At 73.5% G+C, this 14,874-nt stretch carries 12 protein-coding genes; 4 read left to right on the forward strand and 8 right to left on the reverse strand.

The window, feature by feature from the left end:
* Window positions 1–24: 24 nt before the first annotated feature.
* Window positions 25–1,287, reverse strand: a complete 1,263-nt coding sequence (locus tag ACZ7LK_RS30695; RefSeq protein ID WP_469463950.1) for an NAD(P)/FAD-dependent oxidoreductase — start codon at window positions 1,285–1,287, stop codon at window positions 25–27.
* On the reverse strand, window positions 1,287–1,610 hold the full coding sequence (locus tag ACZ7LK_RS30700) for a 2Fe-2S iron-sulfur cluster-binding protein (protein WP_392277460.1): 324 nt from the start codon (window positions 1,608–1,610) through the stop codon (window positions 1,287–1,289). The genes ACZ7LK_RS30695 and ACZ7LK_RS30700 overlap by 1 nt, the downstream gene beginning before the upstream one ends.
* Window positions 1,611–1,762: 152 nt before the next feature.
* Here ACZ7LK_RS30700 and ACZ7LK_RS30705 point away from each other — a divergent pair, with 152 nt between their 5' ends.
* Complete coding sequence (locus ACZ7LK_RS30705; protein ID WP_392277461.1) at window positions 1,763–3,256, forward strand: MFS transporter; 1,494 nt, start codon at window positions 1,763–1,765, stop codon at window positions 3,254–3,256.
* Between the two features lie 18 nt (window positions 3,257–3,274).
* Window positions 3,275–4,711 (forward strand): alpha/beta fold hydrolase, encoded by a 1,437-nt coding sequence (locus ACZ7LK_RS30710; RefSeq protein WP_471144514.1) that lies wholly within the window; start codon window positions 3,275–3,277, stop codon window positions 4,709–4,711.
* Between the two features lie 68 nt (window positions 4,712–4,779).
* Here ACZ7LK_RS30710 and ACZ7LK_RS30715 read toward each other — a convergent pair whose 3' ends face one another.
* The 6 genes from ACZ7LK_RS30715 to ACZ7LK_RS30740 all read right to left on the reverse strand — a co-directional run bounded on the left by ACZ7LK_RS30715 (window position 4,780) and on the right by ACZ7LK_RS30740 (window position 11,715).
* Window positions 4,780–6,009, reverse strand: coding sequence for a cytochrome P450 (locus ACZ7LK_RS30715; RefSeq protein ID WP_469463948.1), 1,230 nt, complete (start codon window positions 6,007–6,009; stop codon window positions 4,780–4,782).
* Between the two features lie 80 nt (window positions 6,010–6,089).
* Entirely contained in the window at window positions 6,090–6,854 is a 765-nt protein-coding gene (locus ACZ7LK_RS30720) for an SDR family NAD(P)-dependent oxidoreductase (RefSeq protein ID WP_392277464.1), read from the reverse strand.
* A 113-nt stretch (window positions 6,855–6,967) separates the two neighbouring features.
* On the reverse strand, window positions 6,968–8,080 hold the full coding sequence (locus ACZ7LK_RS30725) for a winged helix DNA-binding domain-containing protein (RefSeq protein WP_471144515.1): 1,113 nt from the start codon (window positions 8,078–8,080) through the stop codon (window positions 6,968–6,970).
* Window positions 8,081–8,165: 85 nt separating this feature from the next.
* Window positions 8,166–9,188, reverse strand: coding sequence for a zinc-binding dehydrogenase (locus ACZ7LK_RS30730; RefSeq protein ID WP_392277466.1), 1,023 nt, complete (start codon window positions 9,186–9,188; stop codon window positions 8,166–8,168).
* Window positions 9,185–10,576 (reverse strand): cytochrome P450, encoded by a 1,392-nt coding sequence (locus tag ACZ7LK_RS30735; protein WP_471144516.1) that lies wholly within the window; start codon window positions 10,574–10,576, stop codon window positions 9,185–9,187. Before ACZ7LK_RS30735 ends, ACZ7LK_RS30730 begins: the two co-directional genes overlap by 4 nt.
* Window positions 10,577–10,578: 2 nt before the next feature.
* Window positions 10,579–11,715, reverse strand: coding sequence for an epoxide hydrolase family protein (locus ACZ7LK_RS30740; RefSeq protein WP_471144517.1), 1,137 nt, complete (start codon window positions 11,713–11,715; stop codon window positions 10,579–10,581).
* 266 nt (window positions 11,716–11,981) lie between these two features.
* Between ACZ7LK_RS30740 and ACZ7LK_RS30745 the strand changes: the two genes are divergently transcribed.
* Window positions 11,982–13,010, forward strand: a complete 1,029-nt coding sequence (locus ACZ7LK_RS30745) for a CaiB/BaiF CoA transferase family protein (RefSeq protein WP_471144518.1) — start codon at window positions 11,982–11,984, stop codon at window positions 13,008–13,010.
* A gap of 98 nt (window positions 13,011–13,108) precedes the next feature.
* Window positions 13,109–14,863 (forward strand): MFS transporter, encoded by a 1,755-nt coding sequence (locus ACZ7LK_RS30750; protein ID WP_392277470.1) that lies wholly within the window; start codon window positions 13,109–13,111, stop codon window positions 14,861–14,863.
* The last annotated feature ends 11 nt before the right edge of the window (window positions 14,864–14,874 follow it).

Genomic DNA, 14,874 nt, shown 5'->3' on the forward strand with positions numbered 1-14,874 from the left:
TGGACAACCTTTCTGGTGAGGGAATCACGCCGTCGGCGCGCCGGCCGCGGCGGCGGTGCGGGCGACGGTCTTGAGGTCGAAGCCCGGCCGCCGGACGTCGTCGGCGGTCAGGTCCGTACCGGAGGCGAGGAGGCGCCGGGCGATGCCGTGGTCGGCCGGTCGGTTCACCGACTCCACGCCGGTCAGCCGGCCGTCGCGGAAGCAGAAGACGGAGAAGCGGCCGCCCTCCGGGTCGCCCACGACCACCGTCTCGTCGTGCCCCGCGGTCAGGCCGGCGATCTGGAGGCGCAGCGCGTACTGCTCCGACCAGAACCACGGCACGGCCGTGTACGGGACGCGGTCGCCGCAGATCCCGGCGGCGACGCACTTGGCCTGGTCGGCGGCGTTCTGCACCGACTCCAGCCGGACGTGGCGGCCCGCGTGGGGGCTGGGGAAGCGGGCGCAGTCGCCCAGGGCGTAGACATCGGGGTCGTCGGTCCGCAGGTACGCGTCGACGATCACGCCGTCGCCGACCTGGAGCTGGGCGACGGCGGCCAGCTCGGTGTTGGGCAGCACGCCGATCCCGACCACCACGAGGTCGGCGGGGATGCGTTCCGCGCCGTCGAGTTCGACGACCTCCACCCGGCCGGCGGAGTCGCCCCACAGGGCGGTCACCTCGCGGTCCAGCAGCACGCGTACGCCCGCGCCGGTGTGCTCGGCGACCAGGCGGGCCGACATCACGGGGGTGAGCGCCCGCGCCAGGGCGCGTGACTGCGCCTCCACCACCGTCACCTCGTGGCCCAGCTTCCGGGCGGTGGCGGCCAGTTCGAGGCCGATGAACCCCGCGCCGATCACCACGAGCCGGCGCGGCGGGCCGGTCAGCCGCGCGCGCAGGCCCTCGGCGTCGGCCAGTCCGCGCAGCGTCAGCACCCCGGCCAGCGAGGCCGCGCCCGGGACGGGCAGGGTGCGGGGGCGCGCCCCGGTGGCCAGGACGAGGCTGTCGTACGGCAGGGTCGCACCGGTCTCCAGGGAGACGGTCCGCCGCTCCCGGTCGATCTTCGTCGCCCGGGTGCCCGACACCAGTTCGACGTCCTGGGCGGCGAAGTAGGCGCGCGGGCGCAGTTCGAGGTCGGCCGCGGCCGTGTCCCCGGTCAGGAAGCCCTTCGACAGGGGCGGCCGCTGGTAGGGCAGCGTGGGCTCTTCCCCGACGAGGGTGATCCGGCCGCGGTAGCCGCGGCCGCGCAGCGCGGCGGCGGTGTCGAGCCCGCCCTGGCCCGCGCCGATGACGACGACTCCTCGCGGGCCCATCAGCTCTGCGCCTCCGGCAGGTGGACGACCAGTCCGTCGATCGCCTCCGTGACCGGTAGCTGGCAGGACAGCCGGCTGTGCTCGGTGCGCTCGCAGGCCGTCCCGTACAGGACGTCGTCCTCGACGGAGTCCATGGGCGGCAGCGGCAGCTCGTTGGCCTCGTCGATGTAGACGTGGCAGGTGCCGCACTGGGCGGACCCGCCGCACTGGGCCTCGATGCCCTCGACGCCGTTCAGCTTCGCACCGCGCATGACCGTGTTGGGCGCCTCGACATCGACGATGGTGACGGTGCCGCTCGGATGCTTGTACGTGATCTTGGCCATGCGCTCTCCTCTGGAGTGTCGACCGGCTTGCGGAGATACGGCCAGGACTGTGGCGACGGCCCCTGGGGGCGCGGTGGAGGAGGCCTCGAAGCGGCCGGACGCCTCGACCGGACCCCCACCGGGGTTCGATCGCCCGCGCGCAGGGTGCCGCCATGACTGCTGCCAGGACGCCGCACACCGCCGCCCCGCCCGCCCCGTCCGCCTCCCGCGCCCCGACCGGCAGCCGGCTCCGGCTCGTCCTGGCCGCCTGCTGCCTGGGCCAGTTCATGAACGTGCTGGACGCCTCGGTGGTGAACGTGGCCCTCCCCGTCATCGCCGAGGAGCTGCGCTTCGACCGCCACAACCTGCAACTGGTCAACAACGCCTACACCGTGGTCGTCTGCGGGTTCCTGCTGCTCGGCGGCCGCCTCGCCGACCTCTTCGGGCAGCGCCGGATCTTCCTGTGCGGGGTGGCGCTCTTCACCCTCGCCAGCACCGTCGGCGGCGCGGCGGACGACCCCGCCACCCTCGTCCTCGCCCGCGCCTTCCAGGGGCTGGGGGCCGCGGTCATGGCACCCGCCACCCTCACCGTGCTCGGCACCACGTTCACCCGGCCCGCCGACCGTGCCAAGGCGTTCGGCTGGTGGAGCGCGGTCTCCGGGGCCGCCGGCGCGGTCGGGGTGCTGCTCGGCGGGGTCATCACCGAGTTCTTCTCCTGGCGCTGGATCCTGCTGATCAACCTGCCCATCGGCATCGCCCTGTTCGCCGCCGTGTGCTGGGTCGTGCCCGAGTCCCCGGCGCGCCAGGAGCGGCGCACCCTCGACGTGCCCGGCGCGGTGACGGTGACCCTCGGCCTGATGGCCGCCGTGTACGGCGTGTCCGAGGCCCATGTGCACGGCTGGGGCTCGGGCCGCGTCCTCGGGCCGCTGCTCGGCGGCGCCGCCCTGCTCGCCCTGTTCGTACTGATCCAGGCCAGGTTCGCCCGGCACCCGCTGGTCCCGCTGGGGATCTTCCGCAACCGGGCGGTCGCCGCCGCCAACCTCGTCGCCTTCTTCGGCATCGCGGCCCTCTTCAGCACCTTCTACTTCTTCACCCTGCTCCTCCAGCAGGTGCTCGGCTACACCCCGTTGCAGACGGGCCTCGGCTACCTGCCCCTGTCCCTGGGCATCGCACTCGGCGGCTGGGGCATCTCCTCCGTGGTGCCCCGCAGTGGTCCCCGGCCGGTGCTGATCGGCGGACTCGCCCTGGCCGGTGCGGGACTGCTGTGGCTGGCCCGGACCGACGCGACGGCCTCGTACACCACCGACGTCCTCGGCCCGGTGCTGCTCCTCGGCTTCGGCATGGGCGCCGTGCTCAACGCCACCACCAACGCGGCCACCGCGGGCCTGCCCGCCCACCAGGCCGGGCTGGGCTCGGGCCTGCTCAACACGACGCGCCAGCTCGGCAGCGCCGTGGGCCTGGTGACCCTGGCCGCGTTCTCCACGGCGAGGATCGACGCCGCCGCGACGGGCGGCACGGCCTCGCCCGAGGCCCTCGCCTCCGGGTACGGCACGGCACTGACCGGCGCGGCGCTGTTCGCCGCCGTGGGCGTGCTGGCCGCCCTGGCCGTACCGGTCAGGGAGCGGTCCAGGGCGTCTCGAGGCGACACCGAGAGGCTGGCACCCTGACGAGAACGGAGGTTTGCGGTGGTCAACGAGTTCCGCACACAACGGCCGCAGTGGTCGCCCGCACCGCACGACGACCAGCTCGAACACGCCACGATCGAGGTGCCCCGCGATTACGCCGACCCGGGGGGCGAACGCATCACCCTGGCCCTCAGCCGCCGCCGCGCCACCGCCCCCGAGCGGCGGCGCGGCATCCTGCTCGCCGTCAACGGCGGCCCGGGCGGCGACTGGGGGCACGGCCGTGCGCTGCCCGACAAGTACGCCGGCACGCCCCTGCACGAGGTGTACGACCTGATCGGCTTCGACCCGCGCGGTACCGGTGCCTCCACCCCGCTGCACGCCGAAGTGACCGTGCCGAGCGCCCCGTTCGACTCCCGTCCGCCGGACTCGGCGTTCGCCGCGCTCGCCGAGGACATGCGGCTGCGGGAGGAGGCGTGCGCCCGGGCGGGCGGCGACCTGCGCCCCCACATCAGCACCCGCAACACGGCCCGCGACATGGACGTCATCCGCGCCGTCCTCGGCGAGGAGAAGCTCAGCTTCGTCGGGTACGCCTACGGGGCCTACGTCGGCGCCGTGTACGGCAGCATGTTCCCCGCGCACCTGGACCGCAGCGTGCTCGACTCGTGCGTCAACCCCGACTGGACCTGGCGCGAGCAGTTCCTGTGGCAGGGCGACGCGGTGCAGCGCAACGTCGACCGGTGGGCCGCCTGGACGGGCGAGCGCCACGGTCACTTCGGGCTCGGCACCTCCGCGGCCCGGGTCCTCGCCACCGTGGAGGACGTCGTCGCCCTCCTCGAAGGGCTCACCCACGGTGCCCAGTTGCGCACCCTGTTCGACGGGGCCGTCGGCAACCGTGCCGCCGACCGCGGCCAGTGGACCGATCTGGGCATCCTCGTCGGCCGGCTGCGCGAGACGGCCGCCGCCGGCGGGGACGGCGCCGGCGACGCCTGCCGGGGCCTGCTCTCCCAGCAGGGCACCTGGCGGCCCGGCGACAGCGAGGGCGACCTCCGCTGCGGCGTGCTGGAGGCGATCACCCTGGAGCACGCCTGGCCGGCCGACCTGGAGGTCTACTACCAGGACATGCGGGACTTCCGGAAGCGGTTCCCCTACGGGTACGGGGTGCTCCGCGCCCAGCCGTGGGTCGGCGCCTTCCGCGCCTTCGAGGCCCCCGAGGCACCGACCGTCCTCACCCGCGACGGCTACCCGGCCGGGCTGGTCGTCCAGGCCGACGGCGACCCGATGGACCACTACGCGGGCGGTGTCGCCATGGCGGAACGCCTCGGCCACCACCTGCTGACCGTCGAGGACTCGGGCGAGCACGAGGTGTACGTCCTCGGCGGCAACCCGCACGTCGACGAGGTGGTCCACCGCTACCTGGTGGAGGGCGTCCTGCCGCCCGCCGGCACCTCCTGCCCCGGCCGCACCCCCCGGCCCGACGTCCCCGCCGACGCCGCCTGAACCGGCCGGTGGACGACGGGAAGGCCCGGTACCGATCGGTACCGGGCCTTCGTGGTGCGGGGGCGGTGTCACCAGCGGACGGGCAGCTCCCACAGGCCGTAGATCACGGCGCCCTCCTTGCGGGGGATCTCCAGGAACGGCTTGGCCAGCCGGAGCGTCGGGATGCGCTGGAACAGCTTGCTCCATACGATCTCCAGCTCCAGCCGCGCCAGGTCGGCGCCGATGCAGTGGTGCACCCCGTGCCCGAAGCCCAGGTGCTTGCGGCTGCCCCGGGTGATGTCCAGCTTCTCCGGCTCCGGGAACACCTCCGGGTCGCGGTTGGCGGCCAGCCCCAGGCACAGGATGCCGTCGCCCTTGCGGATGACCTGCCCGCCGATCTCGATGTCCTCCAGGGCCACCCGGGGCACGGCCGTGTCACCGATGGTGGCGAAGCGCACCAGCTCCTCGACGGCCGGCCGGACCAGCGACGGGTCGTTCAGCAGCAGTTCGAGCTGGTCCGGGTTCTCCAGCAGGCAGGCGGTGCCCAGCGAGATCTGGCTGGCGGTGGTCTCGTGACCGCCGTTCATCAGCAGCCGCACCATGTTGAACAGGTCGCGGTCGGTGTACTCCTCGCCCGAGGCCTCGTAGTCGGCCATCGCCCGGCTGAGCAGGTCCTCGCCCGGCTCGGCCTTCTTCTGCTGGATCAGGTCGCTGATGTACGCGTTGACCTCGACGATCGCCGCCTGCCGCTCCTCCGTGGAGCTGTGGCCGCCGAGCAGGGCCGTACCGTGCTTGATGAAGAAGTCGTGCTGGTCCTGCGGGATGCCCAGCAGCTCGCAGATCACCGTCATGGGCACCGCCAGCGAGAACACCCGGTGGAAGTCCACCGGGGGCTCCAGCGCCAGCAGCTTGTCCAGGTGGTCGTCGACGATCTCCTCGATGCGCGGCCGCAGCCGCTGCACCTGGCGGTTGGTGAACGTCAGCGCCGCCTTGCGCCGGGTGTTGCTGTGGTCCTTGCCGTCGTACCCGATGAACGACGTCTCCGTCCGGTACTCCGGCGGGGCGACGAAGTAGAACGGGAAGTTGTCGTGCTTGCGCGAGGCGCTGACCCGCGGGTCGGTCAGCAGCTCGCGTATGGTTTGGTAGCCGGTGACCGTCCAGATGCGCAGGCCGGAACCGTCCAGGGTGACCTGCGAGACGTCCTTCTCGATCATCTCGGCGTATTCCCGCGGCGGCGTGAACGGGCACTGCCGCGCGTAGGGGAACGTCTTGGTCTCCGCCTTCGCGAGGGCCTCCGGCTCCATGGCACTGGTTGTCACGGTGAGTCCTTTCCGTTTTCTTGGAAGATCGGGCGAGAGGGGCTGACGGGCCGGGGCGTGTCCTCCGGACCGGGCACGACCTAGCGGGCGGCGATGTCCATGCCGCCGTCGACGGTGACGACCTGGCCGGTGACCAGCGAGTCGGCCGGCCCGGACAGCCGGACCACCCAGGACGCGATGTCCTCCGCCTCGGCGACCCGGCCCAGCGGGATCGAGTGCGTCACCCCGGCGAACAGGCCCTCGACCTGTTCGGCCGACAGCCCGTTGGCGGCGTACGCCTCGGTACGGACGAAGCCCGGGGCGACGGCGTTGACGCGCACCCCCCGGGGCGCCAGCTCCGCGGCCCAGCTCCTGGTGAAGCTGTGCACGGCGGCCTTGCTGGCGGAGTACAGCGAGCTCTCCGGGCCGGGGTTGTGACCGCCCCGGCTGGAGACCAGGACGATGTGCCCGCCCGGGCTGCGCAGCAGCGGCAGCAGGTGCGTGGTCAGCAGGGCGGGACCCAGGACGTTGGTCTCCAGCACCTCGCGGGCCGTCGCCGCGTCGAGCCCCGCGAGCGGGCTGAACCGGAAGACACCGGCGTTGTGCACCAGGACGTCCAGGGTGCCGCCGTTCTCCCGTACCGCCTCGGAGACGGCCTCGGCGCCCACCTCGGTGGTCACGTCGGCGGTGACGGGGACGATCGCCGGGTGCAGCTCCGCCACCTCGGCGAGCCGCTCCTTGCGCCGCCCGGTGATGACCACGGCGCCGGCGCCGAGCCCGGCGAAGGCCAGCGCGGAGGCCCGGCCGATGCCGGTGCCTCCTCCGGTGACGACGACGGTCCGTTCGGCAAAGGGCGTGTCCGACATGGCGATTTCCTCTCTCGGCCGGTGTGTGACGGGCGGACGGATCCAGCCGCGAGCCAGTACACCGGGTCCGGCTGGGGCGCCGGTCGAGCGGACGGGGAGTCGTCCGGATCCGGTCACTCCCCCTCGTCGAAACGTACCTCCGGCGCGGAGCAGCCGGCCGCCGCGAACGCCAGCAGCCGCAGCCCCTCCTCGACCAGCTCCGCACGCTCCTCCCGGGTCAGGGGGGCGAACGGCTCCAGCACCAGCGCGGCCGTGTCACGGCCGCGCTCCAGGCGCCACATGCCGTGGACGAAACCGTCCACGAGGAAAGTCGGCCGGATCAGACCGTTCCGGGTGAAGACCCGCGCACGCCGTTCCTCGGTCAGGATCCGGGAACGGTCGGCGTGTGAGAGCAGGATGTTGTCGAAGTCGGGCAGGTACCGCACGGGCGCCGGGGTCCCGGGCCCGGGCCGGGGCGCGTCGGGCAGGTCGTAGAGCCGCACCCCGTTCTCGTCGCGGAAGGTCACCAGCCGCGGCGCGAGGCGCCGGACCACCGCGCCCAGACGGGTCATCCCGGACCAGACCTGCATGTCCTTCACGCTCGCCGGCCCGAACGCGGCCAGGTAGCGCAGTACCGTCCCGTCGGGAGACCCGTCGGTGTCCAGCGGCCGGCCCAGCCACGCCTCGGCGGTGGTGTGCACGGCCTGCCCGCTCTCGCCCCACAACCCGCGCGGTGGGACCTGGACCAGGGGTTCCAGGTTGCGTACGGCGTTGGCCAGCGCGAACGGGTCACGGCCGGGGAAGCGTTCGGCGAGCCCGGTGCCCAGCCCGCCCAGCGTCAGCGGCTCCTTCTCGACCAGCTCACGGCCGGCCGCCGCCACCTCCGCCAGGTCCAGGCCGGCGAGCCGCTTGCCGAAGGTGCCGTTCAGCCGGCTCGCCAGCGCGTCGCGGAGGACCGCCCGCAGCCGCAGGCAGTCCCGCGCGGTGACCAGGTGCAGGGTGCCGCGCATCAGCACCAGCCGCACCGCCTCCCGGTCCGAGACCAGCCGCGACAGGTCCTCGATGCGGAACCCGGCCAGCCGCGTCCACAGCCCGACGTACGGCGGGTCCGGCGCCTGCGCCTGCATGCCGACCAGGTGCTCCACCGCCTCCGCCGCGCCCATCGGCGAGCGCTCCAGCAGCAGTTGGCGGGCCAGCAGCGCCCGGTTCAGCGCCCGCCGGCCGAGCACGACCGCGTCCTGGGTCATTGACGTACCTCTCTCCCGAAGCGTGACAGCGGCGGTGCCCCGGGACGTTCCACGGGGCACCGCCGCAGCGTACGGCCGAGCGCTCTCAGCTCAGCCTGACCAGGACGGTGCCGCTGTAACGGCGCTCCAGCAGCGCGACGAACGCCTCCGGCAGCGCGGGCACCCCACCCTCGACGACCGTGTGCGGGAAGACGATCCGCCCCTCGCGCAGCCACTGGCCGAACCGGTCGTTCCAGTGCTCGATCTGGTCCGGGGTGTGCAGCGTGGCGAAACCGCGCAGCGTCAGGTCCTTGGTGATCACCGACATCAGCGGCAGCCGCGGGCTGCCCCCGTCACCGCCGCCGTGCTGCCCCGCCAGCGCGCCGCACAGCGCGAACCGCGCCCCCCGGGACGCCACCCGCACGGCGGCCTCGAACTGCTCGCCGCCCACGTTGTCGAAGACCACGTCCAGGCCGTCCGGCGCCAGTTCGGCCAGCCGCTCGGCCACCGGGCCGTCGTGGTAGTCGAACGCGGCGTCGAAGCCCAGCTCGTCGACCAGGAAGTCGATCTTCTCCTTGGATCCGGTGCTGCCGATGACCCGCTTGGCGCCCTTCAGCCGGGCGATCTGGCCCGCCAGCGCGCCCACGCCGTTGGTGGCGCCGGACACGAACACGACGTCACCCTCCCGTACGTCCGCGGTCCCCACCATGCCGTGCCAGGCCGTGGGGCCCTGCGAGAGGAAGTACTCCGGACCGGGCAGCAGCGACCGGTCGCGCCGGAAGAACTCGTGGGAGGACCCGACGGCGTACTCCCGCCACCCGGAGAAGTGCTCCACCAGATCACCGACCGCCAGGTCCGCGCTGTTGGACCGGACGACCGTGCCGACCGTCCGGCCCCACATGGCGACGCCCGGCTGGAACACCGGGATGGGCAGCTTGGTGTCCGGGTCCATCTGGTCGCGGGCCACCGACCCCAGGGTCATCCAGTCGTTGCGCACCACGACCTGGCCCTCGCCCGGCTCGGCGAGCGGGGACTCGCCGAGCTCGAAGTGCTCCAGGGTGACGTCCCCCTGGGGGTACGAGGCCAGCCGTACCTCCCGGCTGGTCGCCGGCAGCTTTTCGACGGTCATGCGGTGCTCCTTGACAGTTCGACGGGAAGGGCGAGCAGGTTGTGGTTCACGTCCCCGGCCCGCCAGCACAGCTCGTGCTCGGGGACCGCGAGCCGCGCGCCGGGGTAGCGGCGGGTCAGTTCCTCCAGCGCCACCGCGAGCTCCAGACGCGCCAGCGGGGCGCCCAGACAGCGGTGGATGCCGTGGCCGAAGGCCAGGTGGGGGTTGTCGGCGCGGCCGAAGTCGGTGCGGTCGGGGGCGGGGAAGACCGAGGCGTCGCGGTTGGCCGAGGGGAACGCCACGAACACGGCCTCGCCCGCCGGGATCACCACGCCGCCCACGGTGACGTCCTCGGTGGCGATCCTCGGCAGCCCCGAGGTGTCGTTGCCGTTCAGGTTGACGGTGCGCAGCAGTTCCTCCACCGCGGCCGGGACGTCCTCGGGACGCTCGCCCAGCCGGCGCCACACGTCGCGGTGACCGGCGAGCAGCGTGACGGCGAAGTTGCCGATCTGGCCGGCGGACGAGTCGAAGCCGGCGCCCAGCAGGGTGAAGCCCAGCCCGACCAGTTCGTCGAAGCCCAGCCGGTCGCTGCCGGGCCGCTCGCCCTCCAACCGGGCCGCGATCAGCGCGGAGAGCACGTCGTCGGCGGGCTCCCGCTGCTTGGCCGCCACCAGGCCCGCGATGTAGCCGCCCAGCCTCTCGCCGCCCTCCGCCGCCAGCTCCGGGGGCGCCGACACGTCGGCGAACTGCCGTACCCACGCGTGGAACTGCTCCCGGTCGCCCTCCGGCACGCCGAGCAGCTCGCAGATGACCGTCATCGCGAGCGGCGCGGCGAAGCCCGCCACGAGGTCGACCGGTCCCTCGCCGGAACCCTTCTCCAGCGCGTCGAGCAGCCGGCCCGCCACCTCGCGCACCCGGGGGCGCATGCCCTCGATCCGCTCCGGGGAGAACGCCTGCTCGGCCAGGGCCCGCAGCCGGGTGTGGTCCGGCGGGTCCAGCGAGATGATCATCCCGGGCGGTGCCTGGAACAGGCCGCTGAACCGCGGTGCCTCCGGGGCGTACGAGGCGGCCCGGCTGAACCGTGGGTCGTCCAGGACGCGGACCACGTCCTCGTGACGGGTCACCAGCCAGGCGTGGCCGCCGCCCCGCCAGGCCACCCGTACGACCGGCCGCTCGGCGCGGAGCCGGGTGAACAGGGGCGCGGGGCCCCGGTGGCTGCTGCCGGGGAAGGGGAACTCGGGCAGCTCCAGGCCCTCGGGCGGTTCCGGGCCCTCGGGCGGTTCCGGGCCCTCGGGCGGTTCCGGGCCCTCGGCGGCGGGAGCCGGCCGGTCCGGGCCGTGGGTGCTGTCCGGGCCGTGGGTGCGGGGCGGCAGGCCCGCTCGGGGCGGGGCGTCCGGGCGGGCGGTCATCGTCAGGCCCCCTCGGGGCGGGCCAGCGGACGGAAGAACGACCGCAGCTCGTCCACCAGCAGCTCCGGCTGCTCCAGCGCGGGGAAGTGGCCGCCCCGCTCGTGGTCCGTCCAGCGGCGGAGATCGCTGAACCGGTGCTCGCACCACGCGCGCGGCATCCGCGCGTCCTTGGGGAACACCGAACAGGCCGTGGGGACGGCCACCGGGCCGAGCGCCATGTTGTTGTGGCTCTCCCAGTAGATGCGGGCCGACGAGGCGCCCGTGCCGGCCAGCCACGCCAGCGTCACCACGTCCAGCAGCCGGTCGCGGGGGACGGCCTTCTCCAGGTCGCCGTCGTGGTCGCTCCACGCCCAGTACTTCTCGACGATCCACGCGAGCTGGCCGACCGGGGAGTCCGTCAGCGCGTAGCCGAGGGTCTGGGGGCGGGTGGACTGGAGGACCGAGTAGCCGCCCTCGTTCTGCTGGAACTCCTTGAGGGCCGCGAGACCCGCCAGGTCCCGCTCGTCCAGCGCCACCTGCTCCTGCGGCGGCTTGGCGAACGGCATCGCCAGATGGATCCCGAGCAGGTGCTCCGCGTCGATGCCGCCCAGTTCCCCGGTGATGAACGAGCCCCAGTCGACGCCGTGCGCCGCGTACCGCTCGTACCCGAGCCGCGCCATCAGCGCCGCCCAGGCGGCCGCGGTGCGCTCCACGGTCCACCCGGTGGCCGCCGGCTTGTCGCTGAACGCGTAGCCGGGCAGCGAGGGGCACACCACGTGAAAGGCGTCCGCCGGGTCCTCCGGGTCCGTCAGCGGCCCCAGCAGGTCCAGGAACTCGATCACCGAGCCGGGCCAGCCGTGGCTGAGCAGCAGCGGTGTCGCGTCCGGGTGCGGGGAACGCACGTGCAGGAAGTGGATGCCGAGGCCGTCGATCTCGGTACGGAACTGGGGCACGGCGTTCAGCCGGGCCTCGGTCGCCCGCCAGTCGTAGGAGGTCCGCCAGTACTCGGCCAGCTCGCGGAGGCGGTCGAGCGGCACGCCCTGGGACCAGTCGTCGACGGTCTCCGCCTCCGGCCACCGGGTGCGCGCGAGACGGTCCTTGAGGTCGGCGAGGTCCGCGTCGGGGATCCCGGCCCTGAAGGGCGTGAGCGCGGTACTCATGGATGAGCTCCTCCTGTGCTGCCGAAGGCTGTGTGCCACCGCACGCTAGGGATCAGCGCTCGAGGCGGGGTCGAACAGCCGTCTGTCCGGCGGCGCGGTCGCGGCGGGCCGACCGGTGTACGAGCGGAACGCGAGCGACCGCCCCCACCGTGCGCCGTGCCCCACCGTGCGCGCCGCCCCGCCCCCGTGGCGTACCGCGCCCCCGCTCCGTGCCGCCCAACCATCGGGCGCGTGCCGTGCCGTACCCCGACGAGGAGGACCCCGCGATGACGACACCCGACGCCACCGGGCCGCTGCGCGGGCTGAAGGTCGTGGAACTGGCGGCCATCGGCCCCGTGCCCTTCGCCTGCATGATGTTCGCCGACCTGGGGGCCGACGTCCTGCGCGTCGACCGGGCCGACGGCCGCCGGTCGTTCGCCGACTGGCACCGGGTCCTGGACCGGGGGAGGCGTACGACGGTCCTGGACCTCAAGGACCCGGCCGGCCCGGACGCGCTCCTCCGCCTGGTGGCGGACGCCGACGTCCTCGTCGAGGGCTTCCGCCCCGGCGTGGCGGAGCGGCTCGGCATCGGCCCCGACGCCTGCCTGGCGCGCAACCCCGGCCTGGTCTACGCCCGGATGACCGGCTGGGGCCAGGACGGCCCGCTCGCCCGCACCCCGGGGCACGACATCAACTACCTCGCCCTGACCGGGGCCCTGGCCGCCGTCGGCGAGGCGGGCGGTCCGCCGGTGCCGCCGGTGAACCTGCTGGGCGACTTCGGGGGCGGCGCGATGTTCCTCGTCGCCGGCGTCCTCGCCGCGCTGTACGAGCGGCGCACGTCCGGGCGCGGCCAGGTCGTCGACGCGTCGATCGTGGACGGCACCAACGCCCTGCTCGGGATGCTGGTCGCCATGACCGGCGCCGGCGCCTGGCGGGAGGAGCGCGGGGTCAACCTGCTGGACGGCGGGGCGCCGTTCTACACCTGCTACGCCTGCGCCGACGGCCGCTACGTCGCGGTGGGCGCGCTGGAGGACCGCTTCTACGCGGCCCTCCTGCACGGACTGGACCTCGACCCCGCCGCGCTGCCCGACCGCGACGACCCCACCGAGTGGCCCGCGCTGCGCCGGGTGCTCGCCGACCGCTTCCTGCGCCGCGACCGCGACACCTGGGCCCGCCGGTTCGAGGCCACGGAGGCCTGTGTGACCCCGGTGCTGACGGTGACCGAGGCCGCCGTGCACCCGCACCACCGGGCGCGCGGCAGCCGGCCCGCCGCCCCCGCCCCCCGCTTCAGCCGCACTCCAGCGGAACTCCACTGACCGCCGTCATCCTCCGTATCGACGCTCACGGCCTTCGGCCGGTCCGCCGGTTTCCCCCCGGGACCCCGATACCCCCCCAAGTATCAGAGAGGTACACCATGGCTATTTCGTCCGAGCAGGCTCCGTCCGTGGAGACGGAGGTGGAGAGGAAGACGACGGGCGCGGATGCGGCGGCCGACGCGGTGAAGCTCGACCCGAAGCGCTGGGCCGCCCTGCTGGTCCTGCTGGTGTCCGCGTTCATGGATCTGCTGGACGGCACGATCGCCAACGTGGCGGCACCCTCCATGCAGCGCGAACTGGGGGCGGGCTACTCGGCCATCCAGTGGGTCCTGGTGGGGTACCAGCTCGCGTTCGCGCTGACGCTGATCCTCGGCGGACGGCTGGGTGACATCTTCGGGCGCAAGAAGATGTTCCTCGTGGGCGTCGCCGGCTTCACGCTGACCTCCCTGACGGCCGGTCTGGCGCAGGAGCCGTGGCAACTGGTGGTCTCGCGCGTCCTCCAGGGCGCGTTCTCCGGCATCATGGTGCCGCAGGTGCTGTCGATCATCCACGTGACGTTCTCCGACAAGGAGCGCGGGACGGCGTTCGCCCTGCACGGCCTGGTCGGTGGCCTCGCCGCCACCCTGGGCCTCGCCCTGGGCGGCCTGCTGGTCCAGTGGAACCTCTTCGGGCTGGACTGGCGGCTGATCTTCCTGATCAACGTGCCGGTGGGCCTCGTCGGCCTGCTGTACGGCACGAAGGTGATCACCGAGTCCAAGGCGCCGCAGGCCCTCCGGCTCGACACGCTGGGCGTCGTCCTGGCCACTGTCGGCCTGGTCATGCTGGTCTACCCGCTTCTCCAGGGCCGCGAGCTGGGCTGGCCGGCCTGGGGCTACGTCTCCATGATCGCGTCGCTTCCGGTGCTCGGGGCGTTCGTCGCCTGGCAGCGCCGCAAGACCCGCAAGGACGGTTCCCCGCTGGTGGAGCTGGGCCTGTTCCGCACCCGCAGCTTCTCCTCCGGCCTCGCCGTCAACATGATCTTCTACGTCGGCATGGGCATGTTCACCATCGGCTGGACCCTGTATATGCAGATCGGCCAGGGCTGGTCGCCGATGCGTGCCGGTCTCACCAGCCTGCCGTTCTGCGTCGGCGCCTTCCTCACCGCCACCTCGTCGGTGATGATCCTGGTGCCCAAGTTCGGCCGCAAGGCCATGCAGGCCGGCGCGGGCGTCCTGGTCCTGGGTCTCGGCGCGTACATCTGGGTGGCCGGTGAGTACGGCAGCGACGTCACCTCCTGGCACCTCGTCGTCCCGCTGTTCCTGATCGGCCTCGGCTTCGGCACGGTGGCCACCCCGCTGCCCCTGATCGTCACCTCCGAGGTCCCGCACAAGGACGCCGGGTCCGCCTCTGGCCTGGTGAACACCAACACGCAGCTCGGCTTCGCCATCGGCGGCGCGCTGGTGAGCGTGGTCTTCTTCGGCGGCCTGGCGGGCAACACCGGCGCCGGCGTCGACGAGCAGGTTCCCCAGCTCCGCCAGGACCTGGTCGCCACCGCCGGGGTCACCCCCGGTGAAGCCGACCGGATCACCGCCGCCTTCCGCACCTGCGCGGTGGACCGCGCCGGCGAGAAGGACCTCGCCATCGTCCCCGAGAGCTGCACCGTGGCACCGCTCCGGGACGAGAAGGTCGCCTCCGTGCTCGCCGGCCACCAGCAGGACGTCACGGGCACCTCGTTCGCGGCCAGCTTCCAGACGCTCCTGTGGGTGTTCATGGGCGTCACCGCGGTGGTCTTCCTGCTGATGTTCGCCATCCCCCGGCGGCTGCGCCAGGAGGGCGAGGGAGCTCCCGACGGCCGTCCGGCCGAGGTCTCCTGACCCCGCCCCCT

It is taken from the genome of Streptomyces sp. NPDC039423, assembly GCF_055598725.1.